Genomic DNA, 21,145 nt, shown 5'->3' on the forward strand with positions numbered 1-21,145 from the left:
GCGCGCACGGGGGTAAAACACGTCAAAGACTTAAGCAGCCGGTTGAGCTGCAGCCTTTTGCGCTTCCTTCACGAGGCGCTCGACAGCCGGCGACATTTGTGCGCCGTTTTCCTGCCAGTACGTCACGCGATCTTGAGCGATACGCAGCGTTTCACCCTTGGTAGCGACCGGGTTGTAGAAGCCCACGCGCTCGATGAAACGGCCGTCGCGACGGTTACGCGAATCGGTTGCGACGATGTTGTAGAACGGGCGCTTCTTCGAGCCGCCGCGTGCCAGACGGATGATAACCATACTAGAATCCTTGAAAACCGGGGGTTCGGGACTACTGAAACATGCGATTATAGCCCGAAACCAATGGCATAACAAACACTTAACTGAAAACCGCGCAGCTCAACCAGAAAGGCCGCAGGAAAGCGGCAAGGAAGGCGACGATGCAAGGCGATCGAACCCCAGCTGCAAGACGCGCATCACAGGCTTGCGCAGCAGCGACACAGCGCCTTCTGGCGCTGGCCCGGGCGCTTTTGGGGAAAAGCCGCGGGCAGTCTTTCGAGCAACCGGCCGATGCAGCCCTCAATCGAGCGAAGTGTGGCGTGGATGCATCGCCAGCGATGATTGAGCGCGAGGCGGGCCGTATTTTACGCGAGATTGGCGCCGCGTTTGCGTTTGCCCTGCTTTTCGGCGCCCCGCCCGCCCATGCCGCACCGCCCATCGAGCGCATCAAGCTGCCGCCCGGCTTCCATATAGAAGTGCTCAGCGACGACGTGCCCGCCGCGCGCGAAATGGCGCTCTCGCCCAAAGGCATTCTCTACGCAGGCAGCATGGAGGGCCGCGTCTATGCGCTCGAACTGCGTGATGGCAAGCTCGTGAAGCGTCACGTGGTGGCAAGCGGCCTCAACATGCCGGTGGGTGTCGCCTGGCGCGACGGCGCGCTCTATATCTCCGCCGTTTCGTCGATCGTGCGGCTCGACGGCATCGACAGCCGCCTCGACGATCCGCCCCAACCCGCCATCGTCACCGATCAATTGCCCAGCGAGCGTCACCACGGCTGGAAGTTCATCGCCTTCGGCCCCGACGGCAAGCTCTATGTGCCGCAAGGCGCGCCCTGCAACGTCTGCCTGCCCGCCAGCGATCCGCAGCGCACGCACTTTGCGATGATCGGCCGCATGGACCCGGACGGCTCGCATTACGAAACCATCGCGCGCGGCGTGCGCAACACGGTGGGCTTCGCGTGGCATCCGCAGACGCACGAACTGTGGTTCACGGACAACGGCCGCGACATGCTCGGCGACGATATCCCCGACGACAAACTCAATCGACTCGCGCACGCAGGCGAAGATTTCGGCTTCCCGTATTGCCACGGCGGCGATGTGAGCGACCCCGAATTCGGCAAGGATCATCCGTGCAGCGGCTTCACGCCGCCGGTCGCGAAGCTGGGCGCGCACGTCGCCTCGCTCGGCATGCGCTTCTATACCGGCGCGATGTTTCCGGCCCCATACCGCAACAGCATCTTCATCGCCGAGCACGGCTCGTGGAATCGCAGCCGCAAGGTGGGCTACCGCGTCGTGCGCATCACGGCCGATGCCAATGGCGCGAACGCGCATCAGGAAGTGTTCGCCCAGGGCTGGCTCAATCCCGACGAAACCCAGTGGGGTCGTCCCGCCGACGTGCTGCCTTTGCCCGACGGATCGCTGCTCATCAGCGATGACTATGCGGGCGCGATCTACCGCGTGACTTACGCGCAACCGTGAGCGCGGCCGCGGCAACGGCTTTACCGGGCATAAGGCGCAGCACCTGCTGATGCGTGAACGCGGCACGTACAATGGCCCGCGGGCCAGGAGACAACCCGACAGCCCGCTTGCCGTTCATGCCTCGTTCGACAACCCGCCAGCCCATGCCTAATCAGAACAATTCGAACAAACCGGACAGTCCCGCGCGCTTTCGCAACAAGACGCTCACCGCCGCCCTCGCCTTTCTGCTTGGCAGCCTTGGCGCTCACCGCTTCTATCTGTATGGCCCGCGCGACGTGTGGGGCTGGGCGCACATCGCCGGCACACTGCTGGGCATTCCGGGCGTGATGCTGCTGATCGCCACCGAGCGCGCCTCGATCATCGGCTGGGTGCTGGCCGTGATCGGCGCGATCTCAGTGCTTAGCGCGTTCCTGGCCGCGATCGTCTACGGCCTGCGCCCCGACGACAAATGGGACGCGCAGTTCAACGCCGCTTTCGCAGGCACGCGCGTGAGCGGATCGGGCTGGACTGTGATCTTCGTGGTGATCTTTTCGCTGCTGATCGGCGCGTTCCTGTTGATGACGGGACTCGCGCTGTCGTTCCAGACGTATTTCGAATCGCAGGTGGAAGCGGCCAAGGCGCTCTCGCAGTAAGCGCGTGCGCTCGCGCTAGAACAGATCGAGTTGCGGCTTTTCCCGCACGGTCTTGTCGCGCATGAATTCCGACATATCCAGAATGCCGTGACGCCGCTCGTTCAGCCCGAGCCGCTTCACGGCCTGATGAAAGCGCTGCTTGAGCAGATCGGCCCAGAGGCCCGTGCCCTTCATGCGCTGCGAAAAATCCGACTCGTAGTCCTTGCCGCCGCGCATGTCGCGCACGCGGCTCATCACGCGCGCCGCCCGCTGCGGAAAGTGAGCCTCCAGCCAGTCCTGAAAGAGCGGCGAGACCTCCCACGGCAGACGCAGCACGATATAGCTCGCGCTGGTCGCGCCCGCTTCGGCGCAGGCTTCCAGCACGCGCTCCATGTCTGGCTCGGTCACGAAGGGAATCACGGGCGCAATGCTCACGCCCACCGGAATGCCCGCCTGCGCGAGCGTGCGGATGGTGCGCAGTCTTCGTGCGGGCGTGGCGGCGCGCGGCTCCAGCGTGCGCGCGATATCGGCGTCGAGCGTGGTGATGGTGATGGCCGCCATGAACTGCCGACGCTGCGCCATGGGCGCGAGCAGATCGATATCGCGCTCGATCAGCGATGACTTGGTGATGGCCGCGAACGGATGCTGACGCTGCGCCAGCACCTCGATCACGCGACGCGTGAGACGCAGATCGCGTTCGATGGGTTGCCATGCGTCCGTATTCACGCCCAGCGCGATGGGTTCCGGCTCGTACGACGGCTTTGATATCTCGCGCGCGAGCAGTTCAGGCGCGTTGATCTTCGCGTAGAGACGGCTTTCGAAATCAAGTCCCGGCGACAGCCCGAGATAGCTGTGCGTGGGCCGCGCGAAACAGTAGATGCACCCGTGCTCACACCCGCGATACGGATTGAGCGACACGTTAAAGGGAATATCGGGCGACTGGTTGCGCGTGAGGATACTTTTCGCACGCTCTTCGAACACCTGCGTGCGCAGCACATCGGCGCCGTGGCCTTCGTCATGCGGATCGGCGCCCTCTTCGGGCGGAGTCTGCTGCCAGCCGTCGTCGTAGGTTTCGCGCTGATCGACCTCGTAGCGTCCCTGCAGGTTCGTGACCGCGCCGCGCCCCTTGCGCGGCGCAGGTGGGGCAACGGGATGCCAGTTTTCAGCGTCAGGATCAGGCTCGCGCGTGGTTTCAGGGTCGTTCACGGCTCAATGCGAAAAAGCGTCTCGATACTGTATAAATATACAGTATCGAGACGCTTTGTCGAGCGCGAAAAACGGGGCCGTAAAAACCGCCGGAAACCCTACTCTCCGACAGCAATCGTCAGCGATTCCTTGATTTCCTCCATCACCACATAGCTCTTCGACTGCACCGCGCCCGGCAGTTGCAGCAGGATATCGCCGAGCAGCTTGCGGTAGTCGGCCATCTCGCCAATGCGCGCCTTGATCAGATAGTCGAAATCGCCCGAGACCAGATGGCATTCCAGCACCTCGGGGATCTTCTGCACCTCGCGGCGGAACTGGTCGAACATGTTGCCGCTCTTGTGGTCGAGAGTGATTTCCACGAACACCAGCAGCGCCGCGCCCAGCACATTGGGATTCACGCGCGCGTAGTAGCCCGTGATGACGCCGTCGCGCTCCATTCGCTTGACGCGTTCGATGCAGGGCGTCACCGACAACCCCACCTGCTCCGCAAGGTCTTTCATGGCCATGCGACCGTCTTCCTGGAGCAGTTTCAGGATGCGGTGATCGAGCCGGTCGAGCGCACGGACCGGCTGACGCTGCGTTCTCATGTTTTTTTCCTGAAAATCTGAAAAATACAATAACAAAATCTGAACGTAGAACAATAGCATAGGCGATATCACTGGCTACATCCGATTTTTCATGCCTTGTGCGCTGTACATGCCTTGGAAGGCAGTCCAGCGCGGCAAAGCGGCGTAGCCCCAAACAAATTAACTGGTGGAGCAGCTATGCGAGTCGTCGTGTTGGGCAGTGGTGTGGTCGGGGTGGCCAGCGCCTGGTATCTTGCCCGCGCGGGCCATGAAGTGACCGTGATCGACCGCGAGGCCGGTCCCGCACTGGAAACGAGCTTTGCGAACGCCGGCCAGATCTCGCCGGGCTACGCAGCGCCGTGGGCCGCGCCGGGCGTGCCGCTCAAGGCCATCAAGTGGATGTTCGAAAAGCACGCGCCGCTCGCCATCCGCCTCGACGGCACGAAGTTCCAGCTGCAGTGGATGTGGCAGATGCTGCAGAACTGCACGGCCGACCGCTACGCGCTGAACAAGGGTCGCATGGTGCGCCTCGCCGAATACAGCCGCGACTGCCTGCAGGCCCTGCGCGCCGACACCGGCATTCACTACGAAGGCCGCACGGGCGGCACGCTGCAGGTGTTCCGCACCCAGCAGCAATTCGACGGCGCGCAGAAGGACATCGCCGTGCTCAAGGACGCCAACGTCCCCTATGAACTGCTGACCGCCGCGGAACTCCACCGCGCCGAACCGGCGCTCGCCGCCGTCTCGCACAAGCTCACGGGCGGCCTGCGTCTGCCCGGCGACGAAACCGGCGACTGCCAGCTGTTCACCACGCGCCTGGCCGCCATGGCGGCTGAGCTGGGCGTCAAGTTCCGCTACAACACGCCGATCGACGGACTCGTCGTACAAGGCGACCGCATCAACGGCGTGCAGTGCGGCAACGAAGTCGTGCGCGCGGATTCGTACGTGGTTGCGCTCGGCTCGTTCTCGACGAAGATGCTCGCGGGCCTTGTGAAGATTCCGGTCTACCCGCTCAAGGGCTATTCGATCACCGCGCCGATCGTCAACACGGGCGCAGCGCCGGTGTCGACCGTGCTCGACGAAACCTACAAGATTGCGATCACGCGCTTCGACGATCGCATCCGCGTGGGCGGCATGGCCGAAATCGTCGGCTTCGACAAGACGCTCAAGCAGGCGCGGCGCGAAACGCTGGAAATGTGCGTCAACGACCTGTTCCCGGGCGGCGGCGATACGTCCAAGGCCACGTTCTGGACCGGCCTGCGCCCGATGACGCCGGACGGCACGCCGGTGGTTGGCCGCACGCCGTTCTCGAACCTGTTCCTGAACACGGGCCACGGCACGCTGGGCTGGACCATGTCGTGCGGCTCGGGCCAGTTGCTCGCCGACCTCATCTCGGGCAAGAAGCCCGCGATCAAGGCCGACGATCTCTCGGTTTATCGCTATCTTGGCGAACTCAAGGGCGAGCATCGCCCGGCTTACGCGTAACGCTCGGGTCACGCTTCGAACACAAAAACGGCGGCTCTTTTCGAGGGCCGCCGTTTTGCGTTTACACGTCCTGTCGCCCGTTCAGAACTGATCTTCCGCCAGCGCCAGCACGCCGTCCGAACCATTCGCGCCGACGATCGACGCTTCCAGCGCCACCGCCTGCGGCAACACATGTTCGGCGTAGCACTGCGCCATGGCGATCTTCGCACCGTGGAACTTCGGATCGTCCTGCATGAGCCGCGCGGAGGCGAGCATCGCGCGCGCCATCTGCCAGCCGCCCAGCACGATGCCCGCGAGCTTCAGATACGGCACGCTGCCCGCGAATACCGCGTTCGGATCGCGCTTCGCATTGGCGAGCACGAAATCCACCGTCAGCCCCAAGGCCTGCTGGCCGAGCGCCAGATGGTTCGCCATTGACTTGAAAGCCGCACCTTCCTGCGCCACCAGTTCCGCGACGGTCTGGCCGATCTCGCCGATCAAGGTCTTGACCACCGCGCCGCCGTCTCGCAGCGTCTTGCGACCGATCAGGTCGTTGGCCTGGATCGCCGTGGTGCCTTCGTAGATCGCCAGAATGCGCGCATCGCGATAGAACTGCGCCGCGCCGGTTTCCTCGATAAAGCCCATGCCGCCATGCACCTGCACGCCCAGGCTCGCGACCTCGATAGCGAGTTCCGTGCTCCAGCCCTTCACAATCGGCACCAGATATTCGTAGCGCGCCTGATGCTGCGCGCGCCGCGTCTCATCGGGATCGCGATGCGCGCGGTCGCTCTCCCCCGCCGCGACATACGCGAGCGCGCGCGCGGCCTCGGTCAGCGCACGCATGGTGGCGAGCATGCGGCGCACATCCGGGTGATGAATGATCGTCACCGCCGCCTTCGACGAACCATCGACGGGCCGGCTCTGCACGCGCTCCTTCGCATAGGCCAGCGCCTTCTGGTACGCGCGATCGGCAATCGCCACGCCCTGCATGCCCACCGCAAAACGCGCGGCGTTCATCATGATGAACATGTACTCCAGGCCGCGATTTTCTTCGCCGATCAACTCGCCAATCGCGCCGCCGTGGTCGCCGTACTGAAGCACCGCCGTCGGGCTCGCCTTGATGCCGAGCTTGTGTTCGATCGACACGCAGTGGACGTCGTTGCGCGCGCCCAGCGTGCCGTCTTCGTCGATGAGGAACTTCGGCACGATGAAAAGTGAAATGCCCTTCACGCCTTCGGGCGCATCCGGCGTGCGCGCCAGCACGAGATGGACGATGTTCTCCGCCATATCGTGCTCGCCCCACGTGATGAAGATTTTGGTGCCGAACAGCTTGTAGGTGCCGTCGGGCTGCGGCTCGGCGCGGGTGCGCACGGCCGCGAGATCGGAGCCGGCCTGCGGCTCGGTGAGGTTCATCGTGCCGGTCCATTGGCCCGAGATCAGCTTCGGCACGAAGCGCTGCTTCTGCTCTTCACTGCCCGCCGTGAGCAGCGCTTCGATCGCGCCATCGGTCAGCAGCGGACACAGCGCGAAAGAAAGATTGGCGGCATTGAGCATCTCCACGCAGGGCGTGCCGACGAGCTTGGGCAAACCCTGTCCTTTGTATTCCTGAGGATGTTGCACGCCCTGCCAGCCGCCAGCCACATACTGACCGAATGCCTGCACGAAACCGGGCGTCGCGTGCACCGCACCATTGTCCCAGCGGCTGGGGTTGCGGTCGCCTTCGGCATTCAGCGGCGCGAGCACTTCGCCGCAAAATTTCGCGGCCTCGTGCAGGACGGCTTCGACGGTCTCAGGCGTGGCGTCCTCGCCGCCGGGCAGCGCGGCAATCTCGTCGAGTCCCGCTAGCTGCTGCATCACGAACAACATGTCCTTGATCGGTGCGTCGTACATGTCAGTCCTCCCAGTCTCCGGTTACCGGAAATATCGGAAAACGAAAAAGGGGCGCTTGGAGCGCCCCTTTTTCGTGTCAGACGTCATGTGCCAGCCACGCGTCTGTTGTGCTGTTCCTGCTTAGCCGAGCTCTTTGACGAGCTCCGGCACGACCGTGAACAGATCGCCGACGAGACCGTAATCGGCCACGCTGAAGATCGGCGCTTCTTCGTCCTTGTTGATCGCGACGATGACCTTCGAGTCTTTCATGCCCGCCAGATGCTGGATCGCGCCCGAGATGCCGACCGCCACGTACAGTTGCGGCGCGACGATCTTGCCGGTTTGACCGACTTGATAGTCGTTCGGCACATAGCCTGCGTCCACTGCTGCGCGCGATGCGCCGAGTGCTGCGTTGAGCTTGTCAGCCAGCGGTTCGAGCACTTGCGTGTAGTTCTCGCCGCTGCCCAGACCACGGCCACCCGAGACGATGATCTTCGCGCTCGTCAGTTCCGGACGGTCGAGCTTCGTGACTTCGCGGCCAACGAAAGCGGCCTTGCCGTTGTCTGCTGCGGCTTCCAGCTTTTCGACTGCTGCGCTGCCACCTTCGGCTGCCACTGCGTCGAATGCCGTCGTACGGACCGTGATGACCTTGACCGGATCAGCCGATTGCACGGTTGCAATGGCGTTGCCAGCATAGATCGGACGCTCGAACGTGTCCGGCGAATCGACTGCCGTGATGTCCGAAATCTGCGCGACGTCCAGCTTCGCAGCGATACGCGGCGTGACGTTCTTGCCTGCTGCCGTGGCCGGCGCGAGGATGTGGGAGTAGTTCTTTGCGATAGCCAGAACCGTTGCTTCGACGTTCTCAGCCAGGCCTTGCGCGAGTTGCGGCGCGTCGGCCAGCAGCACCTTCGAAACGCCAGCGATCTTCGCTGCTGCGTCAGCCGCAGCTTGAGCGTTGTGGCCAGCGACCAGCACATGCACATCGCCGCCAATCTTCTGTGCCGCAGCAACCGTGTTCAGCGTTGCAGCCTTGATCGACTGATTGTCGTGTTCAGCAATAACCAGATTCGTCATTTTCTTCTCGCTCCCTTACAGCACCTTGGCTTCGGTCTTCAGCTTCTCGACCAGCGTCTTCACGTCCGCGACCTTCACGCCTGCCGAACGCTTCGGCGGCTCAGCAACCTTGAGGGTCTTCAGACGCGGCGTGACGTCCACACCGAGGTCTTCCGGCTTGATCATCTCCAGCGGCTTCTTCTTCGCCTTCATGATGTTCGGCAGCGTGACGTAGCGCGGTTCGTTCAGGCGCAGGTCCGTCGTGACGACTGCGGGCAGCGTCAGCGACAGCGTTTCCGCGCCGCCGTCGACTTCACGCGCAACCGTGGCCTTGCCATCAGCAACCGTGATCTTCGAAGCGAAGGTGGCTTGCGGCAGGTCGGCCAGCGCAGCCAGCATCTGGCCGGTCTGGTTCGAATCGTCGTCGATAGCCTGCTTGCCGAGGATGACCAGCTGCGGCTGTTCCTTGTCGACCAGCGCCTTGAGCAGCTTGGCGACAGCCAGCGGCTGCAGGTCTTCGTTCGACTCGATCAGGATCGCACGGTCCGCGCCGATCGCCAGCGCCGTGCGCAGCGTTTCCTGCGCTTGCGTGACGCCAGCGGAAACAGCAATGACTTCCGTCGCGATACCCGCTTCCTTCAGACGCACCGCCTCTTCCACGGCGATTTCGTCGAACGGGTTCATCGACATTTTCACGTTCGCGATGTCGACGCCCGTGCCGTCCGACTTCACACGAACCTTCACGTTGTAATCGACTACGCGCTTGACTGGCACAAGGACTTTCATTCACATGCTCCGAAGTTACGAATACGTCAACCTGGCGGACATTATAGCGATAGCGTTCCCGCGCGCATCCGCCGCCAGCATTTTTCCCGCACGACCCGCTTTGCTGCCGCAGCCGCCCCATTTTTGCGGCCTGGCTGCCTTGTTCGTCGATAGCGAACGGTCGTGCGATTTTATGTCGGAAAAAACCCGGACTCAAGTCCGGGCTCCGACTGAATTCTCTATCTAATTCGTCGAGATCGGCGCCCGCCCTCACCAGGAGGCGATCACCGCCCCGCCGAATTTCTGCTCGATGTACTGCTTGACCTCCGGCGAACGGTACGCCGCCGCCAGCTTCGCCGCCCACGGCTTGTTGCGGTCTTCGGCACGGATCGCGAGGATATTCACGTACGGCCCGTGCGGATCTTCGATCGCAATCGCGTCCGCCTTCGGCTTCAGGCCCGCCTGCATCGCGAAGTTCGTGTTGATGGCGGCGGCGTCCACATCGTCGAGCGAACGCGGAATCTGCGCTGCGTCCAGTTCGACGATCTTCAGCTTCCTGGGGTTATCCACGATGTCGATCGGCGCGGCCTTCAGACCCGCATCGGCGCGCAACTTGATGAGGCCCTGCGTTTGCAGGAGCAGCAAGGCGCGTCCGCCGTTGGTCGGGTCATTGGGCACCGCAATCCGCGCGCCCGGCTTGAGATCCGCGAGCGACTTGATCTTCTTCGAGTAGATGCCCATCGGGAAGGTCACCGTATCGGCAAGCTTGACGAGCTTGTAGCCACGGTCCTTCACTTGCGCATCCAGATACGGCTCGTGCTGATAGCTGTTGGCGTCGAGATCGCCGCCCGCCAGCGCCGCGTTCGGCTGCACGTAGTCCGAGAACTCGACGATCTTGATGTCGAGCCCGTTCTTCGCCGCCACGCGCTTCACCACTTCCATCACCTGCTCGTGCGGGCCGCCCGTCACGCCCACCTTGATGCTTTCGCCCGCATACGCGAGCGAGACGCCCAGCGGCGCGGCGAGTGCGACCGCGCCAAGCGCAGCCGCCATCTTCATCACAAACCGACGTTGCATAGCCAAACCTTTGTCTCTGTAGTTATCTATCTATATCGAAAAAACGTCTGGCCAGCCTCGTCGCTTCGGACGAGTTATGTGCGGCTTATTTGTGGCTCAGACGTCGCACCAGCCAGTCGCCGAACGACTGCACGATCTGCACGAACACGATCAGCACCACGACCACCAGCAGCATCACTTCCGGCTCGAAACGCTGATAGCCGTAACGGATGCCCAGGTCGCCCAGGCCGCCGCCGCCGATCGCGCCGGCCATCGCCGAATAGCCGACCAGCGAAATGAAGGTGATCGTCAGGCCCGCCACCACGCCGGGCAGCGACTCGGGCAGCAGCACCTTGAAGACGATCTGGCTGGTGCTCGCGCCCATCGATTGCGCGGCTTCGATCAGACCGCGATCGACTTCACGCAGCGCGGTTTCCACCAGGCGCGCGATGAACGGCGCGGCGGAAATCGTCAGCGGCACGATCGCGGCGGCCGTGCCGATCGACGAACCCACGATGATGCGCGTAAACGGAATCACCGCCACCAGCAGGATGATGAACGGCGTCGAGCGCACGGCGTTGACGACCACGCCCATCGCGCGATTGACGGCCACGTTCTGCAGCACGCCGTTGCGGTCCGTCAGATAGAGCAGCACGCCCAGCGGCAGGCCCACAGCAGCGCCGACCAGTCCGGAAATGCCCACCATGATGAGCGTCTCCCAGAACGACTGGACGAACATATCGAACATTTCACTCCACATGGGACAGCTCCTCTACCACCACACCCTGCTCGCGCAGCCACGTCATGGCCTGCGCCACCTTCACCGCATCGCCGCCCGCGAGCACCGCGAGCGAGCCGAACGCCTGCCCCTGGATCTCGTCGATCTGGCCATGCAGGATGTTGAAATCGAGTTCGAAGCGACGGATCGTTTCCGACAGCACCGGCTGATCGACGCCCGAGCCCTTGAAGGCCAGACGCAGCAGATGCGCGTTGCCCTTGGCGAGACGCTCGACCACACGGGCCTTGAGCGTGGGCGGCAGTTCCTGGGCGATGACATCGCCCAGCAGTGCGCGCGTGACTTCGTGGTGCGGTTGCAGGAACACGTCGAGCACCGGACCGGTTTCCACCACACGGCCCGCGTCCAGCACGGCCACGCGGTCGCAGACCTGTTTGATCACTTCCATCTGGTGCGTGATCATCACGATGGTCAGGTTCAGCTCGCGATTGATCTTGCGCAGCAGGTCAAGAATCGCCCGCGTGGTTTCCGGATCGAGTGCGGAAGTCGCTTCGTCCGAGAGCAGCACCTTCGGCTTGCTCGCCAGTGCGCGCGCGATGCCCACGCGCTGCTTCTGTCCGCCGCTGATCTGCGACGGATAACGATCTTTCTGCGCCGTCAGGCCCACCAGCTCGAGCAACGGCAGCACCGCCTCTTCGATCTGCGCGCGCTTCATGCCCGCGAGTTCGAGCGGCAGCGCCACGTTCTCGTACACCGTGCGCGACGACAGCAGGTTGAAGTGCTGGAAGATCATGCCGATTTCACGGCGCGCTGCGCGCAGATCGGCGCTGGAGAGCGTCGTCAGCGTGCGGCCGTTGACGACGATGTCGCCTTCGGTGGGTCGCGTGAGCAGATTGAGGGTGCGCACGAGCGTACTCTTGCCCGCGCCGCTGCGGCCGATGATGCCGAACACCTCGCCCTGCGGAATCGTCAGATTGACGTTGTGCAACGCCTCGACCTGGCCGCCATTCGGGCCGGCAAAGCGCTGGAACACATTTCGAATTTCGATCATGAAAAAAACGAAACGGCGGGGTGTGCCGCGCGCCGCTGGAGTCTTGCAACGATCTTTCAACCGCACAAGCCGCGTCGCACCGGCAGACTGCCGCCGTTTGCTGGACTGGAATCAACTCATTATTTTACCCTGGCTGGCAAAATTCCTTTTAATAATCAATTCCGATAATTTCATAACCTCTGCTCATTAGAGGAATCGTGCGGGGAAAAGCGGGTGTCGGCTCGCCGAATCGGCGCTACCCTGCCCCACAGCCCGAAACCGATAACCACACATCCAGGGAAAAGAGGCGCATATGGAGACAAGCCCGTCGAATGCCGTTGCAGACAAGGCTCCGAGCGGCTATGGCGCAGCCGAGAGCGTCACGCTGCGCGCCCGCGACGGCACGGAGCTGCCGCTGTACGTCTGGCGCACACGCGCCACGCCCGCGCGCGCGGCCATCGCGCTGATTCACGGACTCGCCGAACACGCGGGACGCTATACGGCGCTAGCGGCGCGGCTGAACGCCGCAGGCATCGACGTTTATGCGATCGATCTGCGCGGCCACGGACGCGCGAGCGGGCAGCGCGCCACCATCGCGCGTTTCGACGACTATCTCGACGACGCCGAAGCGCTCATCGCCCACGCCGCCGCGCAAAGCGCGAAGCGCCACACGCCGCTCTTCCTGATGGGCCACAGCATGGGCGGCGCGATTGCCGCGCTCTATGCGATCGAGCGCGCGCCACGCGCGGGCGTGAAGTTCGCCGGGCTGCTGCTGTCGAGCGCCGCGCTTGCGCCGGGCCGCGACGTGCCGCAATGGATGATTTCCGCGAGCCGCGTGATGAGCGCAATCTGGCCGCGCTTCCCGGCGATGAAGATAGACGCCGCGCTGCTCGCGCGCGACGCTGCGGTGGTCGCGGCCAATCGCGCCGATCCGCTCGTGCATCACGGCGCGATTCCCGCGCGCACCGGCGCGGAATTGCTCGACGCGATGAAGCGCATTGAAGCGGGCCGCGCGCAGCTGCGCTTACCGGTGCTCGTCTGGCACGGCACGGAAGACAAACTCACGGAACCCGAAGGCAGCCGCGCATTCGGAGAACATGTGGGCTCGCCCGATCGCACGCTCACGCTCTACGAAGGCAGCTTCCATGAAACGCTCAACGATCTGGATCGCGAGCGGGTGATTGGCGCGATGCTCGACTGGATCGACAAGCGCAGTTAGGCGTGCGTCGACCCCACGCGCTGATTCAGATGCCGGCCATCGCGCGCAGATGCGCGACCACACTGCGCCCGAGCGCCGAGAGGTTATAGCCGCCTTCGAGGCAGCTCACGATGCGCCCCTTGGCGTGACGATTGGCGACGTCGACGATCTGCTCCGTGATCCACGCGTAATCGTCCTCGACGAGACCCATATTGCCGAGATCGTCCTCGCGGTGCGCATCGAAACCCGCCGACACGAACACCATCTCCGGCTTGAATTCGTGCAGACGCGGCAGCCACAGAATGTCGATTGCCTCGCGCACGTCCATGCCTTTGGTGCGCGCCGCCATCGGCACATTGACCATGTTCGGCGCCTGATTCTCCGCGCCCGAGAACGGATAGAACGGATGCTGGAAGATGCTGCACATGAGCACGCGCGAGTCGCCCGCGAAGGCGGCTTCCGTACCGTTGCCGTGATGCACATCGAAGTCGATGACCGCCACGCGCGACAGGCCATGCACGTCGAGCGCATGGCGCGCCGCGATGGCGACGTTATTGAAGAAGCAGAAACCCATCGCGCGAGCAGGTTCGGCGTGATGGCCAGGCGGGCGCACGCTGCAGAACGCGTTTTCGTAGCGGCCCGCGATCACGGCGTCGGTCGCGGCAACGGCTGCGCCCGCTGCGCGCAAGGCCGCCTGCCACGTATGCGGATTCATCGAGGTATCGGGATCGATGGCGGCGTAGCCTTCCTGCGGCGCAAGCTGGCGCAGGTAATCGATATGCGCCTGGGTATGCACGCGTAGCAGCGCGGCAACGCTTGCGAGCGGCGCGGAGTCGTCGCGCTCGATCAGCGCGTCGATGCGGCTGGCGATAAGCTGGTCTTCGATGGCCTGCAGGCGCGCCGGGCATTCGGGATGCCACTCGCCCATTTCATGCAGCAGACAGTCGGGATGCGTGAAAAAACCGGTCGTCATGTGTCGTACTGGCCGCGCGACGCCAAGGGTGCGCACGCGGGTCTCCATCAGGTCTTTCGTCGGGGTGCTACGCGGCAATCAGCAAGAGTCCGGCAGCAGTCGCGCGGGCCGCGATCGAGCGCGGTCCAGCATCACGTTACCACACGCCACCTGCAATGCTTGCGCCCGCAGGCGTGCGATACGCGCCACGCCCTGCGCGCAGGCCCACCCAGGCTTAGTGCGTGCGAAGTGCTCGGGTATACTGCCCCGGACCCTCTTCTCCAGTTCACCCCGTTCAGAACCGCTCGCCTCCCATGACGCACACGTCCGCGCAAAAGTCCGCTCTGTCTGTTTCCGGCCATCCGCGCATCTCGTCTTTCGCCCTTGCGCTCTGCACGGCGGCCGCGCTGTTGAGCGGCGCCGCGCACGCGCAAACCTCGGGCGCTGCCGCTTCCGCTGCAACTGCAAAGCGCAAGCCCGCGACGCTCGCCCAGGCGCAGCCGCAGTCGGCGCAGGCAAACTCGCAAGGCCAGACGTTCGAAGAGGAAATCGTCCCGCAGCGCTATGCGAACAATCCGAATGTCGATGCCTTCATCAACGACATGGTCGCGCGCTACGACTTCAATGCCGATGCGCTGCACGCCCTGTTCGCAAGCGCGAGCTATTCGGCTACGGCGGTCAAGCTGGTGACGCCCTCGCCCACGCCGGGCACGAAAAACTGGCGTGCATATCAGGCGCGTTTTCTCGACACCGTGCGCATCAACGCGGGCGTGAAATTCTGGCGCGCGAACCAGGCCACGCTGCAGCGCGCCGCCGACCAGTTCGGCGTGCCGCCCGAGGTGATCGTCGGCATCATCGGCGTGGAGACGATCTACGGCCGCTACATGGGCAACTTCCGCGTGCTCGACGCGCTCACCACGCTCGCGTTCGATTATCCGGATACGCCCAATCGCACCGACCGCATGGCGACGTTTCGCAAGAATCTCGAAGACTACCTGGTGTGGACGCGCGATTCGCAGATCGATCCGTCGTCGGTGCTGGGTTCGTACACGGGCGCGATCGGCATTCCGCAATTCCTGCCCAGCAGCATCGTGCAGTACGCCGTCGACTACGAAGGCAATCACCATATCGACCTGCGCAACAGCACGGCCGATGCGATCGGCAGCGTCGCGAACTATCTGAAGCAGAACGGCTGGGAAACGGGCCGTCCGGTGGTGTGGAAGGTTGCGAGCGATCCGGGCAGCCAGGGCATCGCCCAGGCTGCCGCCGACGGCAAGCCGGACCCGCGCTGGCCGCTCGTGCAACTGCTGCGCTCGGGCCTCGCGCTCAATGAGCCGAACGTGGACATCGCCGCCGAGGGCGGCACGCCCGTCACCGTGATCGACCTGCCGACGCCGGGACGTGCGACCGAGTACATGCTGGGCCTGAAGAACTTCTACGTGCTCACGCGCTATAACCGCAGCTTCTTCTATGCTTTGTCGGTGTATCAGCTGGGCATGCGCGTGAAGGCGCAGATGCTGGCCACGCAGGCAGGCGGGGATACCGGCGCAGGCGCAGATGCAGGCACCGACGCGGGCTCGGACGTAAGCGCCGGTCCGTCGAACGGCACGAACACCCTCACGCCGCAGCAGTTGCAACAGATCCAGCAGCTCCAGCAATCGCGCCAGGCGCGCCCCAGTCAGCAGCCGCAATAACCGGCGCGCCATAAAAGACGGGCGGTCTGTCTTTCATGACAGACCGCCCGTTTGCATTCGAGCGAGCCGATAAAGCGGCGACGCTTAAGCCACGATCAAGCCGGGAACACACCCGTCGACAGATAACGATCGCCGCGATCGCAGACGATGAACACGATCGTCGCGTTTTCGAGCTGGCGCGCGAGACGCATCGCCACTTCGCATGCGCCACCCGACGAAATGCCCGCGAAGATGCCCTCGACCGACGCGAGACGACGCGCCATCGCCTCAGCGGCGGCCTGGCTCACGTTCTCGACACGATCCACGCGGCTGCGATCGAAAATCTTCGGCAGATAGGCCTCCGGCCACTTGCGGATGCCCGGAATGCGCGAGCCGTCTTCCGGCTGCGCACCGACGATCTCGATTGCCGGGTTCTGCTCTTTCAGATACTGCGACGTGCCCATGATGGTGCCCGTCGTGCCCATCGACGACACGAAGTGCGTGATGCGCCCTTCGGTTTCGCGCCAGAGTTCCGGGCCGGTGCCTTCGTAGTGCGCAAGCGGATTGTCGGGATTGGCGAACTGGTCGAGGATGATGCCCTTGCCGTCGCGCTGCATCTGCTCGGCGAGATCGCGCGCGTATTCCATGCCGCCCTTCACCGGCGTCAGCATGATTTCCGCGCCGTAGGCGGCCATGCTCTGACGGCGTTCGACCGAGAGGTCTTCCGGCATGATCAGAATCATCTTGTAGCCGCGGATTGCCGCTGCCATCGCCAGCGCAATGCCGGTGTTGCCGCTGGTGGCTTCGATCAGCGTATCGCCCGGCTTGATGCGGCCGCGCTGTTCCGCCTTGCGGATCATCGAAAGCGCCGGGCGGTCCTTGACCGAACCCGCCGGGTTGTTGCCTTCCAGCTTCGCCAGCACGATGTTGTTGCGGGCGCGGATTTCGTCGTCCGGCAAACGGACGAGTTGCACGAGCGGCGTATTGCCAATCGTGTCTTCAATGGTCTTGTATGGCATAAAAGGTGACGGTCAGGCGCGTTTTACGTGATCTTTCGATTCTAAACCACGCGGCCTGCCCGCGCAGGGGCGTCCCGACTGCCCATGCTCGCAGGAGGGTTGCGGCGGCATGACGGCGGGACGACGGCGGGATTGCCGTCCGAATGCCGCAAAGGCAAAAAGCCCGCGGCCTGAACCGCGGGTTCAACGTCGCCTGAGCGATGCTGGAGCGGCACCGTGGCGAAACCTGAAGGAGACTGCCACCGCGTCGCGCGAGGAACGTGAACACGCGACGCGGCTATCACGCGCGCGAACGCTACTTCTTCACCGCAACCGTGGTGGAACCCGTGGCCGCGCCCTGAGCGTTGCCGCTCTTCGCGGGCGCTGCCCCATTCGCCGTCTGCGTCGCCGCCCCCGGCTTGCCCGTTGCGGGACCGACCGACAATCCTTCGGCCTGCAGACGTTCGACGGTATGACCGCCCAGCCCCTTCACACGCTTACCAAGATCGGAAGCATCCTTGTAAGGCCCATGAGCGTTGCGTTCGTCGAGAATGGCCTTGGCGCGCGCCGGCCCGATGCCCTTGATGCCGCGCAGCGCGTCGACGTTAGCCGTGTTGACGTCCACGGCCCCGAACGCCTGGCCGAAGGCCGCGAGCAGCGCCACCAGTGCGAGAAGTTTTCTGATCATGCTGGATCTCCGTTGATAACCACCGCCGGCGACCATCGCCGGCGAGGAGAATCCAGTTTAGGGAGAGACCGCTTGCGCTTACACCTGGCCAGATAGCCAACGTACGTAGCGATCGACGCCTTCCTGAACCGTCAGGAACGGCGCGTCGTAGCCCGCTGCGCGCAGCTTCGTCTGGTCGGCCTGCGTGAAGCATTGATACTTGCCACGCAGGGCGTCCGGGAACGGGACGTATTCGATCAGACCTTCCTTGACCTGTTCTTCGAGCGTGAGCGCCGGCTTGCCTTCCATCGCGCGCAGCGTGTTGACCACGCTCGTGGCGATATCGTTGAACGGCTGCGCGCGGCCGCTGCCCAGATTGAAGATGCCCGACTTTTCCGGATGATCGAAGAAGAACAGGTTGACCTTCACCACGTCTTCCACCGACACAAAGTCGCGCGTCTGCTCGCCCGGAGCATAGCCGTTGTACTCGCCGAACAGCTTTACGCGGCCTTCGGCGCGGAACTGGTTGAAGTTGTGGAACGCCACCGACGCCATGCGCGCCTTGTGCGTCTCACGCTGGCCGTAGACGTTGAAGTAACGGAAGCCCGCGATCTGGCTTTGCGTCGTGGGCAGCACGCGGCGGATCACCTGGTCGAACAGGAACTTCGAATAGCCGTAGACGTTCAGCGGCGCTTCCACTTCGCGATCTTCGACAAAGCGCGTCGAGCCGCCGTAAATCGCCGCCGACGACGCATACAGGAACTGCGTGCGCTGCGCCTGGCAGGCGTCCAGCACCGCACGGCTGAAGCGGAAGTTGTTGTCCATCATGTAGCGGCCGTCGGTTTCCATCGTGTCCGAACAGGCGCCTTCGTGGAACACCGCGCGCACGTTGCCGAAGTCGCCGCGCGTGAAGCGCTCGACGAATTCGGTCTTGTCGAGGTAATCGTCGATTTCACAATCGACCAGATTCTTGAATTTGTCGGCGCGCGTGAGATTGTCGACGGCGATGATGCGGTCTTCGCCGCGTTCGTTCAACGCCTTGACGATGTTGCTGCCGATGAAGCCGGCTGCGCCGGTCACAATGATGGTCATGGTATTTCTGCGGTGATGAAGTCCGCGCAAGACCGGGAAAACTCTCCAGAAATCCCGGTCTGCCCTGATTGGGCTCAGGCTGTGCGGAACGTCATTGAAAGAGTTCGTCGTAATCGACGGTGGCGGTGCCGAGCTTGCCGACCACGATGCCGGCCGCACGGTTGGCGAGCGCAACGCCTTCCTGAAGCGAAAGACCCGCGCCCAGCGCGACTGCGAGGGTGGCAATCACCGTGTCGCCGGCGCCCGAGACATCATACACTTCGCGTGCCACGGTCGGCGTATGCAGCACGCCGTTGCCGGAAAAGAGCGTCATACCCTCTTCCGAGCGCGTCAGCAGCAAGGCGTCGACCTGCAGGTCCGTGCGCAGTTTCGTCACGCGCGCCAGCAGGTCTTCTTCCGACTTCCAGTTGCCCACCACTTCGCGCAGTTCGGCGCGGTTCGGCGTGATGACGCTGGCGCCGCGATAGCGCTCCCAGTCGTCGCCCTTCGGGTCGACCAGCACGGCTTTGCCCGCCGCGCGCGCCTTCGAGATCATCTGCGTGACGTGCGTGAGCCCGCCCTTCGCATAGTCCGACATGAGGATCACGTCGTGCGTCGGCAGCAGCGCGTCAAAGCGTGCGAGGCCCGCGAGCAGCGCCTCGTGCGCGGGCGTGTTCTCGAAGTCCACGCGCAGCAGTTGCTGCTGGCGCGAGAGCACGCGCAGCTTGATCGTCGTGGGCAGCGCGGGATCGCGTTCGAGATGCGCGTGCACATGGCTTTCGCCGAGCAGTGCGACGATGCGCTCGCCCGGCTCGTCATGACCGACCACGCACAGCAGGCCCGCCTGCGCACCCAGCGCCGCCGCGTTGCGCGCGACGTTGGCCGCGCCGCCCAGGCGGTCTTCCTGACGCTGCACGTGCACCACCGGCACCGGCGCTTCCGGCGAGATGCGGTTGACGTCGCCGAACCAGTAACGGTCGAGCATCACGTCGCCCACCACCAGCACGCGCGCATGGCCGAACTGCTCGCGCGGCACGACCTGGACGTCGGGCGCGAGCGCCGCGTGGTCAGGCTGCTGAGGTTGCATCGCTTGCGTGTTTGACATGGGGCCGCCCGATGGAGTGGTAGTCGAAGCCGTGTTCCGCCATCGCGTCCGGCTCATAGAGATTGCGACCGTCGAAGATGCGCGGCGTCTTCAGCTCGGCCTTGAGCGCTTCGAAATCGGGCGCCTTGAAGGCCGTCCATTCCGTGACGATCACGAGCGCATCGGCGCCCGCGAGCGTGTCGTCCTGGCTCGGCGCGAACGTGATGCGCGCGAGCAGATCCGGCGACGTGGCGAGATCGAGCGCGAACACACGGCGCGCCTCTTCGGTCGCCACCGGGTCGTAGGCCGACACCGTCGCGCCGCGCGAAACGAGTTCCGCGATCAGGCGACGGCTCGGCGCTTCGCGCATGTCATCGGTATTCGGCTTGAACGCCAGACCCCAGACCGCGAAGTGCTTGCCCGTCAGATCGTCGCCGAGCGACTTGACGATCTTGCGCACCAGCACGTCCTTCTGGTCGTGGTTGACTTCCTCGACCGCTTCGAGAATGCGCAGATTCTGCCCCGATTCCGCAGCCGTGCGGATCAGCGCCTGCACGTCCTTCGGGAAGCACGAGCCGCCATAGCCGCAGCCCGCGTAAAGGAAGTGATAGCCGATGCGCGGATCCGAGCCGATGCCGCGACGCACCGATTCAATGTCCGCGCCCACGCGGTCGGCCAGATTCGCCATCTCGTTCATGAACGAGATGCGCGTGGCCAGCATGGCGTTGGCCGCGTACTTCGAGAACTCGGCCGAGCGCACGTCCATGTAGATCGTGCGTTCGTGATTGCGGTTAAACGGCGCGTAGAGACGCTTCATCTTCTCGCGCGCGATTTCGCCGTTGGCGTCCTCGTCGATGCCGATGATGATGCGGTCCGGACGCATGAAGTCGTCCACGGCCGCGCCCTCTTTGAGGAACTCAGGATTCGAAACGACCGAGAAGCGGTGCTCCGCGCTCGCGTCGATTCCACGCCTGGCCAGCTCTTCCGCCACCACGGCCTGCACGCGCTGCGCCGTGCCAACCGGCACCGTCGATTTATCGACGATGACCTTGAAGCCGTTCATATGACGGCCGATGCTGCGCGCGGCTTCCAGCACGTATTGCAGGTCGGCGGAACCGTCTTCGTCCGGCGGCGTGCCGACGGCGATGAACTGCACCTCGCCATGTTCGACGCTCGCGGCAATGTCGGTGGAAAACGTGATGCGGCGCGCCTTGCGGTTGCGCTGGATGAGTTCGAGCAGGCCCGGCTCATGGATGGGCACGCCGCCGTTGTTCAGGATGTCGATCTTGCGCGGATCGACGTCGAGGCAGAACACGTCGTGACCGATTTCGGCAAGGCACGCCCCGGTGACGAGGCCAACATAGCCGGTACCGATAATGGTGATTTTCATACGCG

General features: G+C 63.9%; 20 protein-coding genes. 5 read left to right on the forward strand and 15 right to left on the reverse strand.

Annotated elements, in window-relative coordinates; all coding sequences use genetic code 11:
* Positions 1-30: 30 nt before the first annotated feature.
* Positions 31-291 (reverse strand): 30S ribosomal protein S16, encoded by a 261-nt coding sequence (gene rpsP / locus F3J17_RS31920; RefSeq protein WP_027817363.1) that lies wholly within the window; start codon positions 289-291, stop codon positions 31-33.
* 299 nt (positions 292-590) lie between these two features.
* On the opposite strand from rpsP, the gene F3J17_RS31925 reads away from it, so the two are divergent.
* A complete protein-coding gene (locus tag F3J17_RS31925) occupies positions 591-1,748 on the forward strand; it encodes a sorbosone dehydrogenase family protein (protein WP_345891278.1) in 1,158 nt (385 codons plus the stop codon).
* Between the two features lie 143 nt (positions 1,749-1,891).
* A complete protein-coding gene (locus F3J17_RS31930) occupies positions 1,892-2,380 on the forward strand; it encodes an NINE protein (RefSeq protein WP_167069138.1) in 489 nt (162 codons plus the stop codon).
* A 15-nt stretch (positions 2,381-2,395) separates the two neighbouring features.
* On the opposite strand, the gene F3J17_RS31935 is transcribed toward F3J17_RS31930, so the two are convergent.
* Both F3J17_RS31935 and F3J17_RS31940 read right to left on the reverse strand, forming a co-directional pair.
* Complete coding sequence (locus tag F3J17_RS31935; RefSeq protein WP_167069141.1) at positions 2,396-3,565, reverse strand: PA0069 family radical SAM protein; 1,170 nt, start codon at positions 3,563-3,565, stop codon at positions 2,396-2,398.
* Between the two features lie 98 nt (positions 3,566-3,663).
* On the reverse strand, positions 3,664-4,152 hold the full coding sequence (locus F3J17_RS31940; protein ID WP_103707571.1) for an Lrp/AsnC ligand binding domain-containing protein: 489 nt from the start codon (positions 4,150-4,152) through the stop codon (positions 3,664-3,666).
* Between the two features lie 114 nt (positions 4,153-4,266).
* Here F3J17_RS31940 and F3J17_RS31945 point away from each other — a divergent pair, with 114 nt between their 5' ends.
* Entirely contained in the window at positions 4,267-5,616 is a 1,350-nt protein-coding gene (locus F3J17_RS31945; RefSeq protein ID WP_167069144.1) for a D-amino acid dehydrogenase, read from the forward strand.
* 81 nt (positions 5,617-5,697) lie between these two features.
* Here the strand turns inward: F3J17_RS31945 and F3J17_RS31950 are convergent, their stop codons facing one another.
* The 6 genes from F3J17_RS31950 to F3J17_RS31975 all read right to left on the reverse strand — a co-directional run bounded on the left by F3J17_RS31950 (position 5,698) and on the right by F3J17_RS31975 (position 12,128).
* Positions 5,698-7,485 carry an acyl-CoA dehydrogenase gene (locus tag F3J17_RS31950; RefSeq protein ID WP_167069147.1) on the reverse strand — a complete coding sequence of 596 codons (1,788 nt, stop codon included), beginning with the start codon at positions 7,483-7,485 and terminating at the stop codon, positions 5,698-5,700.
* A 120-nt stretch (positions 7,486-7,605) separates the two neighbouring features.
* The gene (locus tag F3J17_RS31955; protein WP_027817368.1) at positions 7,606-8,541 is read right to left on the reverse strand and encodes an FAD-binding protein; all 936 of its coding nucleotides are present in this window, start codon (positions 8,539-8,541) and stop codon (positions 7,606-7,608) included.
* Positions 8,542-8,556: 15 nt separating this feature from the next.
* The gene (locus F3J17_RS31960; protein WP_167069150.1) at positions 8,557-9,306 is read right to left on the reverse strand and encodes an electron transfer flavoprotein subunit beta/FixA family protein; all 750 of its coding nucleotides are present in this window, start codon (positions 9,304-9,306) and stop codon (positions 8,557-8,559) included.
* A 249-nt stretch (positions 9,307-9,555) separates the two neighbouring features.
* Positions 9,556-10,362, reverse strand: coding sequence for a MetQ/NlpA family ABC transporter substrate-binding protein (locus tag F3J17_RS31965; protein WP_167069153.1), 807 nt, complete (start codon positions 10,360-10,362; stop codon positions 9,556-9,558).
* Positions 10,363-10,447: 85 nt separating this feature from the next.
* Positions 10,448-11,101: a methionine ABC transporter permease gene (locus tag F3J17_RS31970; RefSeq protein ID WP_167069156.1), complete on the reverse strand. Its 654-nt coding sequence runs from the start codon at positions 11,099-11,101 to the stop codon at positions 10,448-10,450.
* A complete protein-coding gene (locus tag F3J17_RS31975) occupies positions 11,091-12,128 on the reverse strand; it encodes a methionine ABC transporter ATP-binding protein (RefSeq protein WP_167069159.1) in 1,038 nt (345 codons plus the stop codon). Before F3J17_RS31975 ends, F3J17_RS31970 begins: the two co-directional genes overlap by 11 nt.
* A 292-nt stretch (positions 12,129-12,420) precedes the next feature.
* On the opposite strand from F3J17_RS31975, the gene F3J17_RS31980 reads away from it, so the two are divergent.
* The gene (locus F3J17_RS31980; protein WP_167069162.1) at positions 12,421-13,326 is read left to right on the forward strand and encodes an alpha/beta hydrolase; all 906 of its coding nucleotides are present in this window, start codon (positions 12,421-12,423) and stop codon (positions 13,324-13,326) included.
* Positions 13,327-13,351: 25 nt separating this feature from the next.
* Here the strand turns inward: F3J17_RS31980 and F3J17_RS31985 are convergent, their stop codons facing one another.
* Positions 13,352-14,278, reverse strand: coding sequence for a histone deacetylase family protein (locus tag F3J17_RS31985; RefSeq protein WP_167069165.1), 927 nt, complete (start codon positions 14,276-14,278; stop codon positions 13,352-13,354).
* A gap of 293 nt (positions 14,279-14,571) precedes the next feature.
* Between F3J17_RS31985 and mltB the strand changes: the two genes are divergently transcribed.
* Positions 14,572-15,951: a lytic murein transglycosylase B gene (gene mltB, locus F3J17_RS31990; RefSeq protein WP_167069168.1), complete on the forward strand. Its 1,380-nt coding sequence runs from the start codon at positions 14,572-14,574 to the stop codon at positions 15,949-15,951.
* 95 nt (positions 15,952-16,046) lie between these two features.
* On the opposite strand, the gene cysM is transcribed toward mltB, so the two are convergent.
* The 5 genes from cysM to F3J17_RS32015 all read right to left on the reverse strand — a co-directional run bounded on the left by cysM (position 16,047) and on the right by F3J17_RS32015 (position 21,140).
* Complete coding sequence (cysM, locus tag F3J17_RS31995) at positions 16,047-16,949, reverse strand: cysteine synthase CysM (protein WP_167069171.1); 903 nt, start codon at positions 16,947-16,949, stop codon at positions 16,047-16,049.
* Between the two features lie 295 nt (positions 16,950-17,244).
* The gene (locus F3J17_RS32000; protein ID WP_167069175.1) at positions 17,245-17,616 is read right to left on the reverse strand and encodes a helix-hairpin-helix domain-containing protein; all 372 of its coding nucleotides are present in this window, start codon (positions 17,614-17,616) and stop codon (positions 17,245-17,247) included.
* Between the two features lie 78 nt (positions 17,617-17,694).
* Positions 17,695-18,687: an ADP-glyceromanno-heptose 6-epimerase gene (rfaD, locus tag F3J17_RS32005; RefSeq protein WP_167069178.1), complete on the reverse strand. Its 993-nt coding sequence runs from the start codon at positions 18,685-18,687 to the stop codon at positions 17,695-17,697.
* Positions 18,688-18,778: 91 nt separating this feature from the next.
* Entirely contained in the window at positions 18,779-19,771 is a 993-nt protein-coding gene (rfaE1, locus tag F3J17_RS32010; protein ID WP_167069181.1) for a D-glycero-beta-D-manno-heptose-7-phosphate kinase, read from the reverse strand.
* Entirely contained in the window at positions 19,734-21,140 is a 1,407-nt protein-coding gene (locus F3J17_RS32015; protein WP_167069184.1) for a UDP-glucose/GDP-mannose dehydrogenase family protein, read from the reverse strand. Before F3J17_RS32015 ends, rfaE1 begins: the two co-directional genes overlap by 38 nt.
* Positions 21,141-21,145 lie beyond the last annotated feature (5 nt).

Source organism: Burkholderia sp. Ax-1719 (genome assembly GCF_011753055.1).
Lineage (GTDB): Bacteria > Pseudomonadota > Gammaproteobacteria > Burkholderiales > Burkholderiaceae > Paraburkholderia.

What these genes read in the sequence shown, in the direction of transcription:
- rpsP (WP_027817363.1), bottom strand. Translation starts at nt 291, where the DNA reads ATGGTTATCATCCGTCTGGCACGCGGCGGCTCGAAGAAGCGCCCGTTC.
- F3J17_RS31930 (WP_167069138.1), top strand. Translation starts at nt 1,892, where the DNA reads ATGCCTAATCAGAACAATTCGAACAAACCGGACAGTCCCGCGCGCTTT.
- F3J17_RS31940 (WP_103707571.1), bottom strand. Translation starts at nt 4,152, where the DNA reads ATGAGAACGCAGCGTCAGCCGGTCCGTGCGCTCGACCGGCTCGATCAC.
- F3J17_RS31950 (WP_167069147.1), bottom strand. Translation starts at nt 7,485, where the DNA reads ATGTACGACGCACCGATCAAGGACATGTTGTTCGTGATGCAGCAGCTA.
- F3J17_RS31955 (WP_027817368.1), bottom strand. Translation starts at nt 8,541, where the DNA reads ATGACGAATCTGGTTATTGCTGAACACGACAATCAGTCGATCAAGGCT.
- F3J17_RS31960 (WP_167069150.1), bottom strand. Translation starts at nt 9,306, where the DNA reads ATGAAAGTCCTTGTGCCAGTCAAGCGCGTAGTCGATTACAACGTGAAG.
- F3J17_RS31965 (WP_167069153.1), bottom strand. Translation starts at nt 10,362, where the DNA reads ATGCAACGTCGGTTTGTGATGAAGATGGCGGCTGCGCTTGGCGCGGTC.
- F3J17_RS31970 (WP_167069156.1), bottom strand. Translation starts at nt 11,101, where the DNA reads ATGTGGAGTGAAATGTTCGATATGTTCGTCCAGTCGTTCTGGGAGACG.
- F3J17_RS31975 (WP_167069159.1), bottom strand. Translation starts at nt 12,128, where the DNA reads ATGATCGAAATTCGAAATGTGTTCCAGCGCTTTGCCGGCCCGAATGGC.
- F3J17_RS31980 (WP_167069162.1), top strand. Translation starts at nt 12,421, where the DNA reads ATGGAGACAAGCCCGTCGAATGCCGTTGCAGACAAGGCTCCGAGCGGC.
- F3J17_RS31985 (WP_167069165.1), bottom strand. Translation starts at nt 14,278, where the DNA reads ATGACGACCGGTTTTTTCACGCATCCCGACTGTCTGCTGCATGAAATG.
- mltB (WP_167069168.1), top strand. Translation starts at nt 14,572, where the DNA reads ATGACGCACACGTCCGCGCAAAAGTCCGCTCTGTCTGTTTCCGGCCAT.
- cysM (WP_167069171.1), bottom strand. Translation starts at nt 16,949, where the DNA reads ATGCCATACAAGACCATTGAAGACACGATTGGCAATACGCCGCTCGTG.
- F3J17_RS32000 (WP_167069175.1), bottom strand. Translation starts at nt 17,616, where the DNA reads ATGATCAGAAAACTTCTCGCACTGGTGGCGCTGCTCGCGGCCTTCGGC.
- rfaD (WP_167069178.1), bottom strand. Translation starts at nt 18,687, where the DNA reads ATGACCATCATTGTGACCGGCGCAGCCGGCTTCATCGGCAGCAACATC.
- rfaE1 (WP_167069181.1), bottom strand. Translation starts at nt 19,771, where the DNA reads ATGTCAAACACGCAAGCGATGCAACCTCAGCAGCCTGACCACGCGGCG.
- F3J17_RS32015 (WP_167069184.1), bottom strand. Translation starts at nt 21,140, where the DNA reads ATGAAAATCACCATTATCGGTACCGGCTATGTTGGCCTCGTCACCGGG.